19 protein-coding genes and 1 pseudogene are annotated in these 22,892 nt (G+C 72.0%); 10 read left to right on the top strand and 10 right to left on the bottom strand.

Annotation, left to right across the window (positions count from 1 at the left end; genetic code table 11):
* Positions 1–300 precede the first annotated feature (300 nt).
* Positions 301–411, top strand: a pseudogene (locus LQF12_RS16525) (VIT1/CCC1 transporter family protein); the annotation flags it as partial.
* 111 nt (positions 412–522) lie between these two features.
* The gene (locus tag LQF12_RS16530; protein WP_435531231.1) at positions 523–1,191 is read left to right on the top strand and encodes a VIT1/CCC1 transporter family protein; all 669 of its coding nucleotides are present in this window, start codon (positions 523–525) and stop codon (positions 1,189–1,191) included.
* 24 nt (positions 1,192–1,215) lie between these two features.
* Here LQF12_RS16530 and LQF12_RS01295 read toward each other — a convergent pair whose 3' ends face one another.
* Positions 1,216–2,262 carry an App1 family protein phosphatidate phosphatase gene (locus LQF12_RS01295; RefSeq protein WP_231054207.1) on the bottom strand — a complete coding sequence of 349 codons (1,047 nt, stop codon included), beginning with the start codon at positions 2,260–2,262 and terminating at the stop codon, positions 1,216–1,218.
* Between the two features lie 133 nt (positions 2,263–2,395).
* Between LQF12_RS01295 and LQF12_RS01300 the strand changes: the two genes are divergently transcribed.
* The 3 genes from LQF12_RS01300 (at position 2,396) to LQF12_RS01310 (ending at position 8,025) form a co-directional block, all read left to right on the top strand.
* Entirely contained in the window at positions 2,396–7,171 is a 4,776-nt protein-coding gene (locus LQF12_RS01300; RefSeq protein ID WP_231054208.1) for an NAD-glutamate dehydrogenase, read from the top strand.
* A gap of 64 nt (positions 7,172–7,235) precedes the next feature.
* Positions 7,236–7,691 carry a hypothetical protein gene (locus tag LQF12_RS01305; protein ID WP_231054209.1) on the top strand — a complete coding sequence of 152 codons (456 nt, stop codon included), beginning with the start codon at positions 7,236–7,238 and terminating at the stop codon, positions 7,689–7,691.
* Positions 7,692–7,785: 94 nt separating this feature from the next.
* Positions 7,786–8,025, top strand: a complete 240-nt coding sequence (locus LQF12_RS01310; protein WP_231054210.1) for a DUF6458 family protein — start codon at positions 7,786–7,788, stop codon at positions 8,023–8,025.
* 16 nt (positions 8,026–8,041) lie between these two features.
* Here LQF12_RS01310 and LQF12_RS01315 read toward each other — a convergent pair whose 3' ends face one another.
* The 7 genes from LQF12_RS01315 to idi are packed head-to-tail and all read right to left on the bottom strand — an operon-like array spanning position 8,042 to position 13,609.
* On the bottom strand, positions 8,042–8,929 hold the full coding sequence (locus LQF12_RS01315) for a prenyltransferase (protein ID WP_231054211.1): 888 nt from the start codon (positions 8,927–8,929) through the stop codon (positions 8,042–8,044).
* A complete protein-coding gene (locus LQF12_RS01320) occupies positions 8,926–9,249 on the bottom strand; it encodes a lycopene cyclase domain-containing protein (protein ID WP_231054212.1) in 324 nt (107 codons plus the stop codon). The genes LQF12_RS01315 and LQF12_RS01320 overlap by 4 nt, the downstream gene beginning before the upstream one ends.
* Positions 9,246–9,572, bottom strand: a complete 327-nt coding sequence (locus LQF12_RS01325; RefSeq protein WP_231054213.1) for a lycopene cyclase domain-containing protein — start codon at positions 9,570–9,572, stop codon at positions 9,246–9,248. Before LQF12_RS01325 ends, LQF12_RS01320 begins: the two co-directional genes overlap by 4 nt.
* Entirely contained in the window at positions 9,569–11,185 is a 1,617-nt protein-coding gene (gene crtI, locus LQF12_RS01330) for a phytoene desaturase family protein (RefSeq protein WP_231054214.1), read from the bottom strand. Before crtI ends, LQF12_RS01325 begins: the two co-directional genes overlap by 4 nt.
* Positions 11,182–12,042 carry a phytoene/squalene synthase family protein gene (locus tag LQF12_RS01335; RefSeq protein ID WP_354004690.1) on the bottom strand — a complete coding sequence of 287 codons (861 nt, stop codon included), beginning with the start codon at positions 12,040–12,042 and terminating at the stop codon, positions 11,182–11,184. Before LQF12_RS01335 ends, crtI begins: the two co-directional genes overlap by 4 nt.
* Entirely contained in the window at positions 12,039–13,082 is a 1,044-nt protein-coding gene (locus LQF12_RS01340; protein WP_231054215.1) for a polyprenyl synthetase family protein, read from the bottom strand. The genes LQF12_RS01335 and LQF12_RS01340 overlap by 4 nt, the downstream gene beginning before the upstream one ends.
* Positions 13,079–13,609 carry an isopentenyl-diphosphate Delta-isomerase gene (idi, locus tag LQF12_RS01345; protein ID WP_231054216.1) on the bottom strand — a complete coding sequence of 177 codons (531 nt, stop codon included), beginning with the start codon at positions 13,607–13,609 and terminating at the stop codon, positions 13,079–13,081. Before idi ends, LQF12_RS01340 begins: the two co-directional genes overlap by 4 nt.
* Positions 13,610–13,682: 73 nt before the next feature.
* On the opposite strand from idi, the gene LQF12_RS01350 reads away from it, so the two are divergent.
* Complete coding sequence (locus tag LQF12_RS01350; RefSeq protein WP_231054217.1) at positions 13,683–14,210, top strand: MarR family winged helix-turn-helix transcriptional regulator; 528 nt, start codon at positions 13,683–13,685, stop codon at positions 14,208–14,210.
* A 2-nt stretch (positions 14,211–14,212) separates the two neighbouring features.
* Here LQF12_RS01350 and LQF12_RS01355 read toward each other — a convergent pair whose 3' ends face one another.
* Positions 14,213–14,947: a GAP family protein gene (locus LQF12_RS01355; protein ID WP_231054218.1), complete on the bottom strand. Its 735-nt coding sequence runs from the start codon at positions 14,945–14,947 to the stop codon at positions 14,213–14,215.
* A 112-nt stretch (positions 14,948–15,059) separates the two neighbouring features.
* On the opposite strand from LQF12_RS01355, the gene LQF12_RS01360 reads away from it, so the two are divergent.
* The gene (locus tag LQF12_RS01360; protein ID WP_231054219.1) at positions 15,060–16,235 is read left to right on the top strand and encodes a sensor histidine kinase; all 1,176 of its coding nucleotides are present in this window, start codon (positions 15,060–15,062) and stop codon (positions 16,233–16,235) included.
* Complete coding sequence (locus LQF12_RS01365) at positions 16,232–16,891, top strand: response regulator (RefSeq protein ID WP_231054220.1); 660 nt, start codon at positions 16,232–16,234, stop codon at positions 16,889–16,891. Before LQF12_RS01360 ends, LQF12_RS01365 begins: the two co-directional genes overlap by 4 nt.
* 12 nt (positions 16,892–16,903) lie before the next feature.
* Here the strand turns inward: LQF12_RS01365 and LQF12_RS01370 are convergent, their stop codons facing one another.
* On the bottom strand, positions 16,904–19,054 hold the full coding sequence (locus LQF12_RS01370; protein WP_231054221.1) for a beta-galactosidase: 2,151 nt from the start codon (positions 19,052–19,054) through the stop codon (positions 16,904–16,906).
* Positions 19,055–19,880: 826 nt separating this feature from the next.
* On the opposite strand from LQF12_RS01370, the gene LQF12_RS01375 reads away from it, so the two are divergent.
* Positions 19,881–22,100 carry a vWA domain-containing protein gene (locus tag LQF12_RS01375; RefSeq protein ID WP_231054222.1) on the top strand — a complete coding sequence of 740 codons (2,220 nt, stop codon included), beginning with the start codon at positions 19,881–19,883 and terminating at the stop codon, positions 22,098–22,100.
* Positions 22,101–22,184: 84 nt separating this feature from the next.
* Entirely contained in the window at positions 22,185–22,820 is a 636-nt protein-coding gene (locus tag LQF12_RS01380; RefSeq protein ID WP_231054223.1) for an alternate-type signal peptide domain-containing protein, read from the top strand.
* The last annotated feature ends 72 nt before the right edge of the window (positions 22,821–22,892 follow it).

Genomic DNA, 22,892 nt, shown 5'->3' on the forward strand with positions numbered 1-22,892 from the left:
CGGCCGGCCGGCCGGGTTGTGGACACCGCCGCATCGCGGCGCCACGGCACGATCCGGTGCCGGTGGCTCGCGGGCATCGTGGGCTGGAAGACTGCAGGCATGAGCGAACAACCCGGCTTCGCGGTGTCGGACCAGCCGCAGCGCGCGCAGGTGCGCCGTTGGCGTCGGTACCTCGCGGAGGAGCGTGCCGAGGCTGCCGTCTACACCCAGCTGGCGGCCCGGCGGGAGGGGGAGGAACGCGAGATCCTGCTGGCCCTGGCCCGCGCGGAGGATCGCCATGCCGCGCACTGGGAGCGCCTGCTCGGCGACCGGGTCGGGCGGCGCCGTCCGCCGTCGCTGCGTTCACGCCTGCTGATCACCCTTGCCCGCCGGTTCGGCTCGGTGTTCGTGCTCGCGCTGGCCCAGCGCGCCGAGTCCCGGTCCGAGTACGCCGGCGACGACCATGCCACCCCGGCCATGGCGGCCGACGAACGCATCCACGAGGAGGTCGTGCGCTCGCTGGCGATGCGGGGACGGGCGCGGATGTCGGGCACGTTCCGCGCGGCCGTCTTCGGTGCGAACGACGGGCTGGTCTCCAACCTGGCGTTGGTGCTGGGGATCGGCGCCTCCGGGGTGGGCACCACAGCGGTCCTGGTGGCTGGTGTCGCCGGACTGCTCGCGGGTGCGTTGTCGATGGGAGCCGGGGAGTACGTCTCGGTCCGTTCCCAGCGCGAGCTGCTCGAGGCCTCCACCCCGAGCCCGCAGGCGCACGCCGCCGTCGGGGACCTGGATGTGGACGCCAACGAGCTGGCGCTGGTCTACCGCGCCCGGGGGATGAGCCCGGACGAGGCGCAGGCCCGAGCCGAGGAGCGGCTCGCGACGTACAACCCGACGGTCCCGCCGCGGCGCGTGTCCCACCACTCGATGGAGGAGATCGGCTCCGCCTGGCACGCGGCGATCTCCAGCTTCGGGTTCTTCGCCTCCGGGGCCGTGATCCCGGTGCTGCCCTATCTCCTCGGGCTCAGCGGCCTGACCGCGGTGATCCTCGCCTCGGCGCTCGTCGGCCTGGCCCTCGTGGTCACGGGCGCTGCCGTCGGCGTGCTCTCGGGTGCCTCGCCCGCACGCCGGGCGCTGCGTCAGCTCGCCATCGGCTGGGGCGCGGCGGGCGCGACCTATCTGCTCGGCCTGGCCTTCGGCACCACGGTCGGCTGAGGTTCGGCCGCGGCGGCACCGGCCTCAGCCGGACTCGCGCCCGAGCAGCTCCGAGAGCTGGGGCGCCAGCGCGAAACCGTCCCCGCCGCTCACCTCGGGTGCCGGGCCTGAGCGCGCCCGCTCGCCCGGCTCCTCGGCCGGCACCGGGGTGCCGTGGGCGAGCACCTGCTCGCCCGGGGTGAGCTGGCGGATCGCGATCGCCGCCACCCGGCCCGGGTAGTCCCAGGCGAACTCCCGGTAGATCGAGGGGTCGTGCTGGCCGTCGTCGCCGACCAGGATCCAGCGAATCTGCGGGAACTCGGCGGCCAGCCGGCGCAGCGCCACCCGCTTGTGCTCCTGCCCGGAGCGGAACCAGCCGGTGTTGGTCGGACCCCAGTCGGTCATCAGCATCGGACCGGCGGGGAAGGCGTGACTGCGCAGGAACTGCACCAGCGTCGGCATGATGTTCCAGGCGCCGGTGGAGAGGTAGAACAGGGGCGTCTGCGGGTGCTCGGCCTGCAGTCTCGTGTACATCTGCGCCATCCCGGGCACCACGTGCCGGGCGCTGCCGTGGCGCACGAAGGTGTTCCACAGGGCGATGAACGGGCGCGGCACCAGCGTCACCAGCGCCGTGTCGTCGAGGTCGCTGACGATCCCGAGCCCGACCGACTCGTCCACGATGTGCACCCGTGCCGTCATCGGCGCGGCGGCCTTCGCCTGGATGTGCACGTCGTGCCAGCCCGGGGGGAGGTCGTGCCCGGCGGCGACGATGTCCAGATACCCGCTGCGATCGGTGACGGTACGGTGCTCGGTCCCGCCGACGCGCACCGTCACCGGGATGTAGGAGACCGGGGCGCTCAGATAGGACCGCCAGCCGCGGCGGTCCAGCAGGTCCTCGACCAGCTGCACCGCACCGCGTCCGGTCATGCGAGGCCGGGAGAGCACGACCCGGGCGAGCACCCGTACCATCTGGCGGTTGCCGTAGCCGATGTAGGAGATCGTGCGGGGTCGCCAGCCCCGCCGTCGTAGGAACGGGATCAGCCGACGATGGAAGTCGTCCTCGAACCGGGCAGCCACATGCGTCGCGGACATAGGTGCCAGGCTACGGCCTCTGCGGATCGGCGCATGGCACGCAGCCGTCCGCCTGGACGGGCCCGGCGGCGACGGCGTGCATAGACTGCGCAGGTACGGCGCCGCAGGACCAGTGGCAACTGTGGAGGGTTTCATGCACGTGCCCGAGCGGGACCAGGTGATGGATGCGGTCACCACCGCAACCGATGACGAACACGGCTGGCTCGCCGGCCGGCTGTTCGAGCACGTCGCGACCGAGGACCTCGCCGAACGCAGCCCGGAGACCCTCGTCGGCATGGTCTCGGCCATGCGCGATCTCGCCCGGACGCGGGCCCCCCGGGAGACGCTCGTGCGCGTCAGTGCCCCTGAGAGCGAGGCCACGCCGTGGTCGCGCACCCACACCGTGGTGCAGGTGTGCACCGACGACATGCCCTTCCTCGTCGACTCGGTCAGCGCCGCGCTCTCCACCGCCGGGCACCTCGTGGATCTGCTGGTCCACCCCACCGTCGCCGTCCGCCGGGACGAGGCAGGGCACCTGACCCAGGTGCGCGAGGAACGGCCACCGACGACGGCCGGCACGGTCGAGTCGTGGATGCTGATCGCCGTCGAGCGAATGTCGGCGCAGCGCCGGGAGGAACTGACAACGCGCCTGCAGGACGTGCTGACCGACGTCCGCGACGCCGTCGCCGACTGGTCCCCCATGCGGTTGCGGTGCGAGGAGATCGCCCGCGAGCTGCAGGCGGGCGCCCCGGCGACCGTGGACCCCGCCGAGGTCGAACCCACCGAGAACTTCCTGACCTGGCTGGCCCGCGATCACTTCACCTTTCTCGGTTACCGTGAGTACCGCCTGGAGACGGTCGACGGCGAAGACGCCCTGCAGCCGATCGAGGGGACCGGACTGGGGATCCTGCGCGACGCGCCGGAGGGTCCCGGCATCTATGCGCGGCTCCGTCCGGAGGCCCAGGCGGGGGCCCGCACCCCGCGGTTGCTGACCATCACCAAGGCCAACTCCCGTGCCACCGTGCACCGGCCGGTCTACCTCGACTACATCGGCGTGCGCACCTTCGACCCCGACGGCAACGTCACCGGCGAACGCCGGTTCCTGGGGATGTTCACCTCCGCCGCCTACGCCGAGTCCGTGCAGCGGCTGCCGATCGTCGCCGAGAAGGTGCGGGCGGTGCTCGCCCGCAGCGGCTTCTCCACGCACAGCCACTCCGGGAAGGATCTGCTGCAGATCCTCGAGGCCTACCCGCGTGACGAGCTGTTCCAGAGCCACCCCGACCAGCTGTGGGCGGTCGCCGAGCAGGTCATGCACCTGGAGCAGCGCCGCCGGGCGCGCCTGTTCCTGCGCCGGGACGAGTTCGGCCGGTTCGTCTCGGTGCTCGTCTACCTGCCCCGGGACCGCTACAACACCACCGTGCGGCTGCGGGTGGAGTCGATCCTGCGGGAGGCGTTCGGCGCCGAGACGGTCGACTTCACCACCCGGGTGAGCGACTCGCCGCTGGCGCAGATGCACGTGGTGGTGCGGCTGCCGCGGGAGGCCAGCATCCCGGACGTGAGCGAGTCCGACCTGCAGCCGCGGCTGGTGGCCGCCACCCGCACCTGGGAGGAGGACCTGCTGGAGTCGTTGCAGGGCCAGCAGGGCTACGACGGCGAGGACGACGCCGTCGGCTATGTGCGCGGGTTCCCCGAGGCCTACAAGGAGGACGTGGACCCGGCTGATGCCGTGCATGACCTGACCCAGCTGGTCGATCTCGCCGGCGACAGCACCCGGGTGCGGTTGTACATCCCGCCGGCCGGCTCGCCGACGCACCGGCGGATGAAGGTCTACCGGGCGGCGCCCATCGTGCTGACCGACATCCTGCCGGCGTTCACCGATCTCGGGGTCGACGTCATCGACGAACGCCCGTACCGCATCGTCGGTGAGGGCGAGGAGGTGCGCTACCTGTACGACTTCGGGCTCCGGGTGCGGGGGCGCCAGGAGTGGCCCGAGGAGATCTCGGAGGCGTTCGAGGAGGCGTTCCTCGCCGTCCGGGACGGCCGGGCCGAGTCCGACGGACTCGGCGCACTCGTCCTGGCGGGCCTGCAGTGGCGCCAGGTCGCGGTGCTGCGGACCGTCGCGCGCTACCTGCGCCAGGTGGGGTCGACGTTCAGCGTGGAGTACATCGAAGAGGCGCTGGTGGCCAACCCCGCCACGGCGACGGCGCTGGTGGGCCTGTTCGAGGCACGCTTCGACCCGGACCGCAGCGGTGACCGGCAGGCCGCGCAGGAGGAGTACCTGACGCGTATCCGCGGCCAGCTGGAGGAGGTCGCCAGCCTCGACTCCGACCGGATCATCCGGGCGTTCATGGGGGTGATCTGTGCGGCCCTGCGCACCAACTACTACATCGATGACGCCGGCCCGCAGATCAGCCTGAAGTTGCGCTGCCGGGACGTCCCGGGCATCCCGGCGCCGGTGCCGATGGCCGAGATCTGGGTCTACGCACCCCGGGTGGAGGGTGTGCACATGCGATTCGGGCTGGTCGCACGCGGGGGGGTGCGCTGGAGCGACCGCCGCGAGGACTTCCGCACCGAGGTGCTCGGCCTGGTGAAGGCCCAGATGGTCAAGAACGCCGTGATCGTGCCGACCGGCTCCAAGGGTGGCTTCGTCGCCAAGCACCTGCCGGATCCGGCGGCTGACCGGGACGCGTGGCTGGCCGAGGGCAAGGCCGCCTACCGGCAGTTCATCCACGGCCTGCTCGACATCACCGACAACCGCGAGGCCGGTGAGGTGGTGCCGCCGGAGCGGGTGGTCCGCCATGACGGCGACGACCCGTACCTGGTGGTCGCCGCCGACAAGGGCACGGCCACCTTCTCCGACATGGCCAACGAGATCGCCGCCGAGCACGGGTTCTGGCTCGACGACGCCTTCGCCTCCGGCGGGTCGGCCGGCTATGACCACAAGGAGATGGGCATCACCGCCCGGGGCGCCTGGGAGTCCACCAAGCGCCACTTCGCCGAGATGGGCCGGGACAGCCAGACCGAGGACTTCACCTGCGTCGGCATCGGCGACATGAGCGGGGACGTCTTCGGCAACGGCATGCTCCTCTCGGAGCACATCCGGCTCGTAGCCGCCTTCGACCACCGGCACATCTTCCTCGACCCCGATCCCGACGCCGCAGCCTCCTTCGCCGAGCGCCGGCGCCTGTTCGACCTGCCCCGCTCCACCTGGGCCGATTACGACTCGGCGTGGATCAGCGAGGGCGGCGGGGTCCATCCGCGCACGGCGAAGTCGATCGAGATCACCCCGCAGGTGCGCGCCGCGCTCGGGCTGGCCGAGGACGTGGGCGAGCTGACGCCGTCGGAACTCATCCACGCGGCGCTGCAGGCGCCGGTGGACCTGCTGTTCAACGGGGGCATCGGCACCTATGTGAAGGCGTCCACCGAGTCCGACGCCGCCATCGGCGACCGCGCGAACGACGCCATCCGCGTCGACGGCGCCGACCTGCGCTGCCGGGTACTGGTCGAGGGCGGCAACCTCGGCGCCAGCCAGCTCGGCCGGATCGAGGCAGCTGCCCACGGGGTGCGGATCAACACCGACGCCATCGACAACTCCGCGGGTGTCGGCACCTCCGACCGCGAGGTCAACATCAAGATCCTGCTCACCGGGGAGGTGAAGGAGGAGCACCTCGCGCTCGCCGAGCGCAACGAGTTGCTGGCCTCGATGACCGAGGAGGTCGCCGCCCAGGTGCTGCGGGACAACTACGTGCAGAACGTGCTGCTGGGCAACAGCCGCGAGCAGGCGCACGCGATGCTCAGCGTCCACCAGCGCCTCATCCACTGGCTGGAGGAGCGCGGTGAGCTCGACCGCGCGCTGGAGTTCCTGCCCAGCGACGCCGAGATCGCCGAACGCGACGCCGACGGCACGGGGTTGACCAGGCCGGAGTTCGCCGTGCTGGTGGCCTACGCCAAGCTCGCTCTCAAGGCGGACCTGAGCGAGACCGACCTGCCCGAGGGCCCCTGGTTCTCCCGAACGGTGCGGGACTACTTCCCGGAGCCGCTGCGCGAGCGCTACGCCGACGCGATCGCCGAGCACCCGCTGCGGCGGGAGATCATCGTCAACGAGGTCGTCAACTCGATGGTCAACCGCGGCGGTATCACCTTCGCCTTCCGCGCCACCGACGAGACCGGCGCCGACAGCGAGCAGGTGGCGCGCGCGTTCGTGGCATGCCGGGAGATCTACGACCTGGACTCCTACGTGGAGGCCGTCGAGGCGCTCGACCACCAGGTGCCCAGCAGCGTCCAGACGCAGATGTACCTCGACTTCCGCCGCCTGCTCGACCGCAGCTCGCGGTGGCTGGTGACCCGTCGCTCGGAGCCGGTGGACGTGGCCGCGGAGGTGGAGCGGTTCGCCGCCCCGGTCCGCGAGCTCGTCGGCCGGCTGCCGCAGCTGTTGCGCGGCAGTCAGGAGCGGCGGTGTGCCGGCACGGCCGAGGAGCTGACCGAGGCGGGGGTACCGGCCGAGCTGGCGCAGCGGGCAGCCACGCTCCTGCCGTCCCTGGCGCTGCTGGACGTCGTCGAGCTCACCGACGGCGGACCGGAGCCGCTCGAGGACGTCGCCGCGCTCTACTTCTCGCTCTCCGAGCGCTTCGGCGTGGACGACCTGCTCACCCAGGTCGCCGCACTCGGCCTGGACGACCGATGGGACGCCCTGGCCCGCGCGAGCCTGCGCGACGATCTGATGGTCACGGTGCGTGACCTCACCCGGACCGTCCAGCAGGCCACCCCCGACGGCGGAGCGCCCGAGGCGCGCATCGACGCCTGGGAGCCGCAGGCCGGGGTCCGGCTGGAACGGGCCGAGCAGTCACTGCCGCAGGTCACCGCGATCGAGGATGCCGGTCTTGCGCCGCTCTCGGTGGCGGTACGGGTGCTGCGCTCGCTGGTGGGGTGAGCGGCGCCGCTCTGGACACGCCCGGTAGGTTGTCGCTGACGGCGTCGACACGCAGGGGGAATCGATGGGGGCCACCAAGCGGGTGCTCCGCCGCCTCGACGGGGTCCGCCTCGACCTCACCGTCGACGGCGTCGACACCATCACCGGCAGGCTTCCGGTGCTCGTGGTGAGCGGGCCCGGTGAGGTGGTGCCGGAGCTGGCCGAGGCGCTCGGGATCGAGGGGACGAGCCGCTTCGACCCGTCCGAGCCGCCGGTCTTCGCGCGCACGGTCAAGGAACGGTTCCGCATCGTCCCGTGCGAGGGGGTGGCCGGCCTCGAGCTCCATCACGCCCGGCGAGGGCCGCTGCAGGTCTGGCCGGCAGACCCGCGGGTGGTGGCCGAAGTGACCTTCAGCGGCCAGGCCCTGCTCGTGCTGCGTGTGGGCGAGGTGTCCGGGGCGGCCGGCGCCGGGGAGGTGGCGGGGACTCAGGTCCACGCGGCATGGATCGACGTGCTCGCCGAGCACCCCGGTCGGGACTGACGGCGTCGCTGCCGCGTGTCCGGGATGCGGCGCTCGGCGACGTGCGGGAGGATCCCCCCGTGGCACCGCTCCGGTGCCCGCGAAGGAGGACATCATGGGTATCGGTGGCGGAATCTTCTTGCTGGTGGTCGGCGCGATCCTCGCGTTCGCCGTCCGGGACAGCATCGACGCGGTCGACCTCACCACGATCGGTTACATCTGCATGGGCGCCGGGGCACTCGCGCTGATCCTCTCCCTCGTGATCAACGCCCAGCGCCGGCGCACCGCTCACACCGCGACCGTGGAGCACCACGAGACCGGCCTGCCGCCGCAGGACCAGCCCCCGCGGTACTGAAAGGCATCCGGGCGGATCACCCCGGGAGCAACGGCGCCGGGGCCACCCACAGCAGGTACTGCGTGAGCACGAACCCGACCACCGGGTTCAGCCACAGGAATCGGCGCCACCCCGCGGTCGCGCGCTCGGCCTCGGCGTCGGTGAGGCGCAGGTAGGGCACGGTCGAGACCAGGTACGGCACCACCAGCAGCGCCATCGGCGCCCACGGCCCGCCCCAGAGGGCGAGCAGGGCCCCGGCCAGGACATACAGCCCGACGGCGACGCGCACCGTGGCCGCCGCGCCGGCCCAGGTGGCGATGGAGGCGATCCCGCCCGCGCGGTCAGCCAGCACATCCTGCACGGCGCCGAAGGCGTGCGAGGCCATCGACCAGGCGAAGAACGCGACCAGCGAGGCCACCACCACCGCGGTGGGCTCGACGCCGGCGAGCGCCGCACCGAACACCGCCGGGCTGACGAAGTGCGTGGCGGAGGTGACCGAGTCGAGGACCGGCCGCTCCTTGAACCTCAGCCTCGGCGCGGAGTAGGCGACCACCGCGAACACGCTCACGGCGAGCACCGCCGTCGAGAGGGGCGAACCGAGCACCACGAGGGCTGCCACGAACGGCACCGAGGAGCCCACGGCCGCGAGCACGGTCGTGCGGTGCAGTGAGCGCTCGAGCACCACGCCGTGCACCCCGCCCTTGCGCGGGTTGTGGATGTCGGAGTCGTAGTCCCAGACGTCGTTGAGCCCGTACATCAGCAGGTTGTAGGGCACGAGGAAGAACACCGTGCCCAGCACCACCGTCAGGGCAGGGACGTCGCCGGCGAGCAGGCATGCCACCAGGAACGGGTAGGCGGTGTTGATCCAGCTGATCGGCCGGGACGAGGCGAGCACATGCCGCCACGGGACCACGGGGCCCGTCATTCGGCCGCCTCCGGTGCCTGGTCCGGCGGTGACCGGCGCGCGAGACGTCCGGTCAGTGACCACAGCGCCGGCACCAGCAGCGCGGCCACCAGTGGCCAGGCGAAGTCCTCGATCGGCGCCAGGCCGACGCTCACCCCGACCGTGTGCTGGTCGGCGTACCCGAACAGGTCGGCCGCGATCATCACGTTGTCGAACACGGCCGTCAGCACCACCAGCACCAGCGCCAGTAGCGCGATCCGCCGCCACGGCCCCCGGTAGGTGAGCACGGCCAGCACGGTCGCGGCGGCGAGCACGATCAGGGCCAGGGTCAGGTAGGTCATGGCGCGTCCTCCGAGCGTCGCATCCTGCCCAGCAACCGGAACACGATGAGGCTGAGGTAGCACAGGAACGTGATGAACACGAGCTCCTCCACCGGGAGCTCGGGCGCCACCTCGATCCCGGTCATCGCCGGGCTCTGGCCGCGGTGGTAGAAGCCGGCGCCGATCGCCACCAGGTCCCAGATGAGGAACACCACCCCAGCGCCGAGCACGGTGACCACGGCCCGCACCGGTGCGTACCAGAACGCCAGCCGCCAGCGCGCATCCATCACCACCAGGCACGCGAGCGGGACGAGCAGGCAGATCAGATAGATCCACGAGGTCATCGGCGCACCGGCTCCTCGTGCGGCTGCAACGGTTCAGCCAGCGGCCCGAGGCTCGTGTCACCACGCAGGCGCTTGAGCACCAGCTCGGCGCTGATCAGACACATCGGAAGACCCACGCCCGGAATCGTGCCAGACCCGGCGTACAGCAGCCCCTCGACACGGCGGGAGGCGTTGCGGGCGCGGAACATCGCGCTCTGACGCAGGGTGTGCGCCGGCCCCAGCATCGTCCCGCGCCAGGCGTTCAGATCGGAGGCGAAGTCCGCCGGGCCCACCGTCCGGCGCAGCACGACGCGCTCGCGGAGATCCTCCACCCCGGCCCGCTCACCGATCTCATCGAGCATCCGGTCCACCAGCTCCTCGACGGCGGGCGAGCCCTGGCCGTCGAGGCCGCCGTGGCCGATGGCCGGGTCCGCGCCGACCGGGATCAGCAGGAACAGGTTCTCGTCCCCGGCCGGTGCGACGTCGGGGTCGGTGGCCGAGGGGCGGCAGACGTAGGCCGAGGGGGTGCCCGGGATGCGGCCGGCGTCGATGTCGGCGAATGTGGTCGTCCAGTCCGCGGCGAAGAACAGCGAGTGGTGGGACAGCTCGGGCAGCTCGCCCCGGATCCCGAGGTAGGCCAGCACGGCGCCCGGGCCCGGGTCCCGCTTGCGCCACCACGCCTCCGGGTAGGTCTGCAGCCGCGGCGGCAGCAGGCGGGTCTCCACGTGGTGCAGGTCCGTGGCCCCCACGACGACGTCCGCCTCCAGGTGACGGCGCAGCCCGCGGCTGACGTAGTCCACGCCCGTGACGCGGGCGCGTGGGCCCAGGTGGCCCTGCCGACCCTTCCCACGCTGCCGGGCGGTGGTGGTGATCGCCGTCGCCTCCGCACCCAGGTGGATCGTCACGCCCTGGTCGATGGCCAGCTCGGCGACCACCTCGATCAGCCGCGCGAAGCCGCCCATCGGGTACTGCACGCCACCGGTGAGGTCCAGCGCGCTCATGAGGTGGTACATGCTCGGCGCCTTGCCGGGGGAGGTGCCGAGGAATACGGCGGGGTAGCCGAGGATCTGGCGTAGGGCGGTGTCGGAGAACCGGCCCGCGACCATCGACTCCAGCGACTGCAGCAGCAGCGGCGCCAGCCGGGGGAGCAGGCGCACCAGGTCCGGCGTGAGCAGGCTGCGCAGGTGCGCGAAGGTCGTGTAGAGGAACTTCTCCCGGGCCATTCTCTCGGTCACCGCGGCGGAGGAGAGGTGGGCGCGCAGCCGCTCGCCGGCTCCGGCCTCCCGGGCCTCGAACAGGGCGATATTGGCCTCGGTGTCCGCGGTGATCTCGACCGGCGCCGGATCGCCCTCCGCGAAGACCCGGTAGGCGGGGTCGAGCGTGCGCAGGTCCAGCTCGGCGTCGATGTCACGTCCGAGGAGGGAGAAGAAGTGCTCGAAGACCTCCGGCATCAGGTACCAGGAGGGCCCGGTGTCGAACCGGAAGCCGTCGCGTTCCCAGGAGCCGGCCCGCCCGCCGAGACTCTCCTGACGCTCGAGCAGGTGGACCTCGTGCCCGTCCGCCGCGAGCAGCGCCGCGGTGGCCAGGCCCGCGATGCCGCCGCCCACGATCGCGACCACCTGGGGCGCGCTCATCGGCGTGCTCCGACCGCGGTCATCACGATGCGAGCCTTAACCCGGTCCGGCACCCGCACACGTCGTCGTCCGATCTCGCTCGCCGGGGTGCGGCGCAGGCGCTGGGAGAGTTCGCCGAAGAGGCCGTGCGCCGCCAGCACCGCGCGCCGGCTGCGCACGGGCAGCGCCGCGATCGCCTCACGTGCGGCAGCCAGATCGGCGTCGATCTCGTCCAGCAGCACGTCGCGCTCGGCATCGGTCAGGTGCTCGGCATCGGTGCCGGGCAGGTAGTTGCGGCCACGATCGTCGCGGTCGGCGGCCAGGTCCCGCAGGAAGTTCACCTTCTGGAAGGCTGCTCCCAGCCGGATCGCCCCCGGGCTCAGGCGCCGGTAGGCGGCGTCGTCGCAGTCGGTGAACACCCGCAGGCACATCAACCCGACCACCTCGGCCGACCCGTGCACGTAGGAGTCCAGGCCCGGCTGGTCGTGGGTGCTGATGTGCAGGTCGGTGCGCATCGAGTCGAAGAACGGGTCGATCAGCTCGGCGGTGATGCCGTACCGGCGCGCGGTGGCGGCGAAGGCGTGCACGATCAGATTGGCACTGCGCCCGCACGCCAGCGCCGCGTGGACCTCCTGCTGCAGCCCGTCGAGCAGGCGGGCGCGGTCGTCGTCGGCGAACGTGGGGTCGGGATCGTCGACGAGCTCGTCCGCCACCCGCACCAGCGCGTAGACGGTGCGCACGTGCGTGCGGTCCGGCTCCCCCAGCAGCGCGGTGGCCCAGCCGAAGGAGGTCGAGTACTGCCGGATCACCACCTCGGCGCTCGCGTGGGCCACGGCGTCGTAGCGTTCGGCGTCGGACTGCGACTTCACAGGCTTCACGCGGCGCTCCAGGAGAGGTCGTGGGCGAGCCAGGCCGCACCGATCAGTTCGGTGCCGGCCTGCCCGAGCAGCACCGCGCGCTCGCGGGCTGCCCGCTCGTGCTGTTCGGCCAACTCTTCCACGCGCGCACGTGCGCCGCACTCGACCAGCAGCTCGCGCACCGTGGCCAGCGCCGCCGGCCCCACCGCGGGGTCGCCGACGTGCGGGCGGACCTGCTCCCACACGCCCGTGGTCGCGGCGTGGGCCAGCAGCGCGGTGCGCTTGCCCTCACGCAGGTCCGAGAGCGGGCTCTTTCCGGTGCTGGCCTCGTCGCCGAACATCCCGCCCAGGTCGTCCCGCAGCTGGTAGGCGATCCCGAGCAGCCGGCCGACCTCGCCGATCTCGTGGACGAGCTCGTCGGCCGCGCCGGCGAGGACTGCACCGGCCCGCAGCGGCAGCGCGAAGGAATACGCGGCGGTCTTGAGTTCCTCCATCCGCAGGATCTCACTGACCTCGGCGGAGTCGTCCAGCACGGCGCGCACATCGGCGAGCTCACCCGCGGCGCTGTCCAGCAGGGCATCGTCCATGAGGGCCAGTAGCCGGGTGACCCGCGCCGGGGTGGCGCCGCACCCGGCCACCAGCCCCATCGCACCGACCAGCGCGAGATCGCCGGCGAGGATCCCCGCGGCCTCGCCGTAGCGGCGCGAGACCTCGCTGCCGGCGCCGGCGGCCTGTGCCGTCCGGGCGAACGAGCCGGAGACGTTCAGCCGGCCGCGCCGGCTCTGGTCGCCGTCGATGACGTCGTCGTGCACCACGAACGCCGTGTGCAGCAGCTCGACCGCGGCCCCGATCGTCGCGGTGTGATCGCCATCGGCGCCGCCGCACGCGTTCGCGCCGGCGCGCACCAGGCGCGGGCGGAGCCGCTTGCCGCCGTCGCTCGCCGCGCGCAGCGCCACCCAGAGGTCCCCGGCGCCGCGGGCGGCCATCCGGGGCGCCCGGGAGGCGAAGTAGGCATCGAGCCGAGCCTGCACGGCGAGGTCGTGCTCGTCGTCGCTGGTCATGGCGCCAGCTCCCGGTCCAGGATCGGCACCTGCTCGGCCATCCACGGGCTCACCGCCCACGGGGTCAGGCGCACCAGGTCGACCACTGCCGACCATTCGACCCAGCGCCAGGAGACGACCTCGGCCGGGTCGGGGACCGGATCGGCCTCGACGGCGGCGGTGTAGACCGGGCAGACCTCGTTCTCGACCACGCCGGAGTCGTCCACGGCGCGGTAGCGGAACTCCGGGATCTTCGGTGTCACGGCGCCCACGCCCAGTCCGAGCTCCTGGCCGGCGCGGCGGCGGACCGCATCCTCGAGGTCCTCTCCGGGGCGTGGGTGCCCGCACCAGGAGTTGGTCCAGACGCCTGGCCACGCGCGCTTGGTCAGCGCCCGCCGCGTGAGGAGCACCCGGCCGGCCGGGTCGAAGGCGTAGCACGAGAAGGCCTGGTGCAGGGGCGTGGCGCGATGATGAGTCGCCTCCCGTGGGGCGGTCCCGCTGGGCCGCCCGGCCTCGTCGAGAAGGATCACGAGGTCCTCGGAATCCATGGGGCTCCTTCCGTCCGTGCTCATCGCTAGGTAATCTAGCAATAAGCCTGCTGAGTAAAAAAGGGATGCGTGCATGAGCCGAGCTGTGATCGACGCCCCGGACGACGGGTACTGGTTCGACCGGAGTACCGAGGGCCGGGAGATCCTGGCCGCGCTCCGGCGCTTCCGCGAGGCCGACGATGCCTTCCGCCGGTCGCTGGTGCGCTCCATGGGAATGAATGTGACGGATGTGCAGGCGATCCGCCACGTGATCGCCGCCGACCGGGACCAGCAGCCGCTCAGCCCGCGCGAGCTCGCCGGCCGGCTGGGCATCTCCACTGCCTCGACCACCACGCTGCTGGACCGGCTCGCCGCGCACGGTCACATCGAGCGGATCCCGCACGCCAGCGACCGTCGGCGCATCGTCGTCCACGCCACGGCCTACGCGCACGAGCAGGTGCGCTCACACCTCGCCACGATGCACGCGGAGATGGCCCGGATCGCGGGCGAGGTGCCTGCCCACTGCCGCGGCGCCGTCGTGGGCTTCCTGCACCGAATGGCCGAGCACGTGGAGGACGTCACCGAGCACGCCGGCGAGGAGGCTGTGCTCGGCGACGGCTGAACTCAGCCGAGCGAGGCCCCGAGCGTCTCCAGCAGCCCGATCCGGGCGGCGGCGTCGCGCAGCAGCAGGAAGCCGGCGATCCCCATCACCCACGCGATCGTCTCCCCGGAGGACCTCGCCATCCATGCGGACAGCCGCCGCAGCGCGGGTTCGACCACCCGGCGGGCGGCGATCCGCGCCCCCAGCAGCACCAGCGCGGGCAGCACCATGATCATGCAATAGCCGGTCAGCAGCAGCACCCGCTGCGCCGGCGCCACCTCGGCCGCGGTGAGCATCCCGACGGCGCCCAGGTAGGGGAGCATCGTGGCCACCTCGAGGGCGGCCGCCGCGAGCGCCAGGCCCACCAGCGCCGGCCAGCCACCGCGCCCCTCGGCCGAGACCGTCCGCTCCCGCCACCGGGCCAGCCGCCCCGGCGGTGCGGGAGCCGCCGAGGCGTCCTTGCGCCCCCGGCCCACGAAGAACGACCCCGCGAAGAGTGCCGCCCCCAGCGCCAGCTGCCCGTAGGTCAGCACCGGGGAGTCCTCCTCCAGTGCGGTCAGCAGCGACTCGGCGCCGGCCAGCAGCAGCAGGCCGACCAGCCAGTAGAACAGGGCCACGGTCAGCAGGAACGCCAGCACCCGCCCGGGGCGCAGCCGGCCGGCGGAGAGCATCAACCAGATCGGGATGAGCAAGGTGCCGAAGCTGGTCGAGTCCACCAACGCCAGCACGGCGAGCGTTCCGAGCAGGGTCGCGGTCATGCCCACCAGGCTGGGCCCTGCCCCTCCCGGGCGGCATCGGCCGGGAGGAGCGTGCCGATCTCATCCTTTCGTCGCATCGGTGCACCGTGCGCGCGGGCGCGAGAATGGAGCGATGCAGCGGTGGATGGAGGTGTGGCGCGGGCGGCTGCGCGGGACGCCGCGCCGGCAGGTGATCACCGAGGCGGTGGCGGTGACCGTGGTGGGCCTCGCGCTGCACGCACTCGGCGTGGGCCCAGTGCTCAGCGACGCCCCGCTCACGGCCGCCCCGCACTGGCACCTGCCCCTGCTGCTCACCGGCGGGCTGATCCTGCTGGCCAAGCGCCAGCGCCCCGTCGCAGCCCTCGGTGCCGGCGCGGCGGTCTTCGTCCTCGACCTGCTGATCGGCGGCAGCCTCGGCGTCACACTCGTGCTCATCGACCTGCTGTACACCCTCGCCCTGCACGGATCGGCGCTCGCCGTGCGCCGGCTCGTGGCCGGCACCGCGATGCTCCTCGCGGCCGTGACGGTGCTCGGCTGGGCGCTGCTGCAAGACCTGCGCGCCGGCCTGCTGCTGGGCCTGCAGGCCTTCGCCGTGCTCGCGACCCCCACCTGGTGGGGGACCTCGGTGCGGCGGCAGGCCGAGTTGGCGGGGCTCGCCTCGGCCCGTGCTACCGACCGCGAACGGCTGGCACGGATGGAGCACGAGGAGGCGCTGCGCGACGAACGCGAGCAGATGGCGCGCGACCTGCACGATGCCGTGGCCGGGAACCTCTCGGCCATCGCCCTGCATGCCGAGGCGGGCCTGGCGCGGCCGGCCGGGGACCCGGCCACCCATCAGGCGCTGGGCGCCGTGCGATCCTCCAGCCGGTCCGCGCTCGCCGAGATGCGGACCATGATCCACCTGCTGCGTGGCGGCAGCCCGGAGCGATCGGCCACCGGTCTCAGCGATCGGCGCGGCGTCGAGGAGCTGGTCGCCGCTCACCGCGGCACGGTGTCCCTTCCCGATCTGCCCCGGCTCCCGACGGCGGTCGACCAGACCGCGTTCCGGCTCCTGCAGGAGGCACTGACGAACGCCACGAAGCACGGCACGGGCTCGCCCGAGGCGCAGGTCGCCCTCGCCCGGGGCTGCCTCGAACTGGTGGTGCGCAACGAGGCCCGCCGGGTCGAGCCGGAGGCGGGCGGTCTGGGGCTGGAGATCATGGCCGAGCGAGCCTGCGCCGTCGGGGGCTCGTGCACGGCTGGGCTCGAGGGGCCCGGCGGCACGGTCTGGACCGTGCGGGCGCGGTTACCGATCGAGGAGGAGACATGACGGTGCGGGTGCTGCTTGCCGATGATCACGCAGCGGTGCGGGCAGGGCTGCGGATGGTGCTCGAGACCGATCCGCAGATCGTGGTGGTCGGGGAGGCAGCCGATGGGGAGAGCGCCGTGACGAACGCTCGCGCCCTCGCCCCGGACGTGGTGCTGATGGACATCCGGATGCCGCGGATGGACGGGGTGGAGGCGACCACCCGCGTCGTGGCAGCGGGGACGGCGCAGGTGCTGGTGCTCACCACCTTCGACCTGGACGAGTACGTGGTGGCGGCCCTGCGGGCCGGTGCGGCCGGCTTCCTGCTCAAGACCGCCGACGGCCCAGCCCTGGTCGACGCGGTGCACCGGGTTGCCGCCGGGGAGGGGGTGGTCGCGCCGGAGGTCACCCGCACGCTGTTGGCGGCCTTCGTCTCCTCACGGCCGGGGCCGGGGGAGGTGCCGGGGCCGTCGGCAGACGAGCCGTTCCCGGGGCTCACCGCGCGTGAGCGGGAGGTGCTCGACTGCCTCGGGCAGGGCCTGTCGAACCAGGAGATCAGCCGCACGCTCCACATCACCGAGGCGACGACGAAGTCGCACGTCTCCCGGGTACTGACCAAGCTGGGGTGCCGTTCGCGGGTGCAGGCGGCGATCCTGGCGCGGGAGGCAGGGAGGTCGTGAAAATCTCGCGGGTCAGCGCTCGGCGACCACCGCGGAGCCGTGCGCGGGCACGCGCAGCTCCCCCTCGACCGTGGCGCCGGTGATCAGCTCGGTGCCGGAGGCGGGGACGGAGGCCTCGCCGTCGGTGTGGTTGAGCACGAACAGGAAGCTCCGTCCTTCGTCGTCGCCCTCACGCACGCGGCGCACCACCTCGACGCCCCGAGGTGCGGGCGCCACGGGCGCCACGCCCGCCTGGCCCAGGACCTGCTCGATCAGCGCCGCGGTGCCGGCCTCGTCCTGACGTGTCGCCACATACCAGGCAGCCCCCTCGCCGACGGCGTTGCGCGTGAGGGCCGGGCCGCCGGGCAGCGGGCCGTCGGTGAAGGTGCGGAGCACCTCGGCCGTGGTGACCTCCAGGCGCTCGGTCCACACGTCCGCCGTCGTGCCGTCGTCCAGGGTGACCTGCTCGTCGGCGAGGAGGGGGAAGAACTCGTCCGTGCGCATGCCGAGCAGCTCCCGGAAGGCGCCGGGGTAGCCGCCCAGGCGGATGTGGTCGCGCTCGTCGACGATGCCGGAGAAGTAGGTGATGACCACGTGTGCGCCGCGCTCGGCGGCCGCGGCGATCGCGGCGGCGTGCTCGTCGGTGACCAGGTAGAGCGAGGGCACCAGGACGACGTCGTAGCCGTCCAGGTCCTCACCCGGGTGGACCACGTCCACGGTGACGTTGCGGTACCAGAGCTCGCGGTAGAGCGCCCGGATGCGGTCGCCGTAGGTCACGTCCACGCTCGGGTGCGAGTCGAGCTCGATCGCCCACCAGGCGTGATAGTCGAAGAGCATCGCCACCCGGGCCGGGACGCGGGCGCCGGCGACGTCGCCGAGGGCTGCCAGCGTTTCGCCCAGGCGCACGCTCTCGCGCCAGCCGCTCGAGTTCCGGCCGGCGTGCGGCACCAGCGCCGAGTGGAACTTCTCCGCGCCCGCCTTGGACTGGCGGAACTGGAAGAACATCACCGAGTCGGCCCCACGGGCCACGTGGGCGAGGGAGTTGCGGATCATCTCGCCCGGCCCCTTGGCGCGGTTGCGCGGCTGCCAGTTGACGGCGCCGCTGGAGTGCTCCATCAGGATCCACGGTTTGCCGCCCGCCACCCCGCGGGTCATGTCGGCGGCCAGGGCCAGATCGATCTCGCGCTCGGGATCGTCGGCGATCGTGTAGTGGTCGGTGGCCACCACATCGACCTCCCGCGCCCAGCGGTGGTAGTCCATCCACTTGGTGCTCAGACTGACCATGAAGTTCGTGGTGGCCGGCACGTGCGGGGTGATCGGCCGGACGGCGTCACGCAGCTTCTTGTAGTACTCCAGCAGGGTGTCGGAGGAGAAGCGCGCGAAGTCGAGCTGCTGGGTGGGGTTGGCGTAGGTCGGCGCCGCCCACGGGGGAAGGACGTCCTTGAAGGCGCTGTAGCGTTGGGACCAGAATGCGGTGCCCCAGGCCTCGTTCAGCTTGTCGATCATCCGGTAGCGGCGCCGCAGCCAGGTACGGAAGGCCCGCTCGGCCGACTCGGAGTAGTCGTGGGGGACGTGACAACCGATCTCGTTGTCGATGTGCCACAGCGCCAGGGCCGGGTGCGTGGCGTAGCGCTCGGCGATCGCGGCGGCCATCTTCACCGCGTAGTCGCGGTAGACGGGGGAGGAGGGTGCGTAGGCCTGGCGGCCACCCTGGTGGAGCACCACGCCCTCGGCGGTGCGCGGCAGGATCTCCGGGTGGTTCGCCGTCAGCCACGGCGGGGGAGAGGCGGTGGCGGTCGCGAGGGCGACCCGTACGCCCGCCGCCTGCAGCCGGTCCATGATGTTGTCCAGCCACGACCAGTCGTAGCGCCCCTCCCGCGGCTCGATGCTGGCCCACGAGAAGATCGCGAGGCTGATGAGGTTCACCCCGGCCTCGCGCATGAGCTCGATGTCCTCGAGGCGCACCTCCATCGGCCACTGCTCGGGGTTGTAGTCACCGCCGTAGCCGAGCGCGTGCAGGCCGATCGGCCAGTCCGGCACGGTCGCCTTCTCGGCGTCGTCCCCGGAGCTGCTGGTCGGCTCGGTCTCGGGCGCGGGCTGCGCCTCATCCTCAGTCGTCGACTCGCGATCGGAGGTCGCCTCGGGGCGGGGCTCGGTCTCGGGGGAGGTGACATCGTCGGCCATGACGAGAGCGTATTGACCAGGTGTGAATCGGTCCAATCGCGCGGATCCCGGTCGGAGATGGGCGACGTTGCTCGCACCGGTGTGGCCGTGACCCAATCGTTGCCGGGTTGTGATCGCGATGCGATCTACGCGGGACCGATCGGGGTCACGATGGAGGCAGGTCCGGGCGCCCGCCGCTCAGACCGGCGCAATGGGGCGTCGCTGGGGTCGAGGTCGGCCCATCCCCTGCCTGACCTCGACCCCGCCTCTCGTGTGGAGGCGGCGGCGGGTGGGCCCGGACCGTAGCCCTCATGGGTGCCGCTCTTCCCGTGCCAAACCTGCCGTGCCGCCTCGAGGACTGTCCCGCGGGTCGTCGTGTGGGCCGACGCGGAGGTGGGCCCGTCGGCAGCGAGCCTCCCCGACGGGTGGGCCCGGGTGAATACGGGTGGCTCTGGACGCCTCTGAGGGCCTCCGACCGGAGGCGATTCCGCCGTGCTGGTCTCGACGGGCGCCCCGATGCGGGTCCGACGACGTCGCCCGTCGAGTTGGGGCGTCGAGCCTGGTCAGCGGGCCGGAGGGTGAGGTCGTCTCACCCTCGATTCACCCGGTAGTTCACCCTTCAATCACCCTTTGTCACCCCGTTCTCACCCCCGATTCGGGCTCGTAGTTCACCCCCTTGATTTCGCATCGGCGCAGGTCAGAGCGCTTTACGCCTGTTAGAAATGCAGTCGTACGTCTGGCCAATGGGTCGGGGGTCGGTCCATTTGTCTGGTCGAGGGAGCGCAGGGTGAGTTACAGCTACCGGCACGGTCGCGCACAGCGTCGTCGCGGTTCGATCGGCACCGGGATGTCCGCTCTCCTGGCCGCAGTGCTCGTCGCCGGGCTGAGCGCGAGCTCGCTTCCCGCGGATGCGGAACCGCTCGAGACGACGTCGGCCACCGAGGGTGCGTCGACCTCGGCGCTGCAGTCGACGGAGCCGGAGCAGCCGGCCGAGACGCCCGAGCCCGAGCAGCCCCCCGCCTCCGAGCCGACGGTCTCCGAGGATGCCGACGATGCCGCCTCCACCGAGGACGTGACCGAGGAGCCGGCCGAGTCTGCCGGCGAGGACACCGAGCAGGGCGAGAGCGACTCCTCCCCGACCGAGCAGGTCGAGTCCGGCGAGGACGAGACCGCGGAGTCGCTCCAGTCCGGTCGTCAAGCCTCACGGCAGGCCACGACGGAGGATGCTCCTATCGGCGTGATGTCCGTGCCATCTCCGACCAACACCACGGCCGTCATCAACGTCAACGTCGGTGGCAGCCGGACCGGCAACACCGCGGTGGCCCCGCTTGCCGGGGTCACGCTGCGGCTATACACGGGTGGGTCCGCTGGACCGAGCGCCCCGGTGACCGCGAGCTGGGCCACCTGCGTCTCGGACTCCGACGGCGACTGCTCGTTCTCGGTGCCGCAAACGCAGCCTCTAGAGCGGTACCGCGATTGCTTCCTCTTCTTCTGCGGTGACTGGATCGTGACCCAGCCGGCCGGAGAGAACAACGGTGCTCAGTTCTGGGTGAAGCAGGAGGGTGCCCCGGCCGGCTGGTACGCGAACACCGCTCTCGTGACCGGATCCGCCGCGAACAACAACGCCCGCGACTACACCTTCCGGGCCCCGGCTCTCACGGCCGGCCAGACGTATGAGTCCGGCGCCCAGTTCATGAACAGCAACAGCAGTTCCCCGCAGAGCCCCTCAACCGGGATCTGGCAGAACGGCCGGGCCAATCCGCAGCTGCCGCAGACCTGCGAGGCCGGCCTCCGGGTCGCGCTGGTCCTGGACCTGTCCGGTTCGGTGAACGACGCCGGCGCGGTGGGCGACCTGCGCAACTCCGCCAAGGGTTTCGTCGACGCACTTGCCGGCACCGGTTCCTCGATCGGCCTCTACACCTTCGCGACCACCGCACCCCGCAACGGCGAGAACAGCGGCCGCAACTATGACCCCCTGCCGATCGACTCCGGTAGCAACCAGCAGACGATCAAGGACCGGATCGACCGGTACGACGCCGGCGGCGGCACGAACTGGGACCGCGGTATCTGGCAGGTCGCCAACGACTCCGACCAGTACGACCTGGCGATCATCGTCACCGACGGCCTGGCCACCTTCTACGGTTCCGGCAGCAACCCCGCCGGTCCCGGCAACAACACCCGCTTCATCGAGACCGAGCAGGCGATCTACTCCGCCAACGCGCTCAAGGCCGAAGGCACCCGGGTTCTCGCCGTCGGCGTCGGCGACGGGATCAGCGGGAACGCAGCCAACCTCGCGGCCGTCTCCGGACCCACGCCCTACCAGCAGGGCAGCTCGGCGAACAACGCCGACTACTTCCAGGCCGGCTGGCAGCAGCTGGGCCCGTTGCTCAGCGAGCTCGCCCGCGGCGCCACCTGTCAGGCGACTGTCTCGGTGACCAAGTTGGCGCAGGAGTACGGGGACCCCACGGCCGACCCGGCCGCGGGATGGACCTTCGCGGCCGCCCGCACCGCGGGCTCGGGCACGATCACCCCGTCCGCCACGCAGACCACGGGCGCCACCGGCACCGTCGACTACCGGATCGCGTTCGCCTCCACCAGCGCGACCGCCACCGTTCGCCTCACCGAGCTGCCCACCGCGGCCCAGCAGGCCGAGGGATGGGCCCTCGAGAACGTGACGTGCACCGTCAACGGCTCCAGCCGCGCGGTCACGCCCACCGGGAACGCCGTCTCACTGACCGGCATCACCCGGGGCGACACGGTGGCCTGCACCTTCGTCAATGTCCAGCAGCTCGTGCCCGACATCGAGATCGTCAAGCGCGCCTGGGACACCCCCAGCGCGCCCGTCCCGGCCGGCACCCCCGAGGTCCAGCCCGGCGCCGATGTCGTCAGCGGCAAGGTCCTGACCTGGACGTACCTGGTCACCAACACCGGTGAGACCCCGTTGACCGGCATCTCGGTCACCGATGACCAGCTGCCCGGCGGCGTCACCTGCCCCGGGACCACGCTCGCGGTCGGGGCCTCCATGACCTGCACCGCGTCCGGGCCTGTCACGGCGCTAGCTCCGTAGGCACCCGAGTCCGTAGACCCCCGACCCCATAGACCTCCAACTTTCCACAACCGCCCACGAGGGCAACCACCAAGGGAGAAAGCAATGAAGAAGACCACCACTGGCCTGCTGGCCGGAGCCGCAGGCGCAGCGCTGTTGCTGGGCGGTACCACCTTCGCACTGTGGAGCGACAGCGAGGACATCGACGGCGGCACCATCACCGCCGGTACCCTCGACGTCGCCCTGCTCGGCGACCCGGTCTGGGAGGACATCTCCGAGGACCGCACCGACGCCGGCCACGAGATCGACCTGTCGACCTTCCGCATCGTCCCCGGTGACGTCATCCAGGGCCGTTACGCCGTGGACGTCGCCCTCCAGGGCGAGAACATGGTGGCCGCCTTCGGCATCACCGGTGACGAGGGCCAGACGGGCACCCTGCTGGACGGCCTCGAGGTCGTCGTCGAGGTCGAGGACGAGACCGGCACCGTCGTGGCCTCCGGCACCGGTGCGGGCGTCGACCTGAACGTCAACCTTGCCTCGGATGACAACGGCAACAACGACCCGGCCCTGCCGACCGTGCCCGTCGCGCTCGACGGCACCGCCAACCACACCGTCGTCGTCACCGTGACCTTCGACGAGGACACCGACGAGCAGGAGCTCGCGCTGGCCACCGCCACGCTCGAGGGCCTCTCCGTCACCCTCGACCAGGTCCGCGACGCGGGCGCCGGCGGCGGTTTCTGATCCCCTCGAGGCGGCGGTAGGGCTCCCCGAACCACCGCCGCCTCGACGGCCTCGTTGTACCCGCACCACCGC

Source organism: Ruania suaedae (genome assembly GCF_021049265.1).
GTDB lineage: Bacteria > Actinomycetota > Actinomycetes > Actinomycetales > Beutenbergiaceae > Ruania > Ruania suaedae.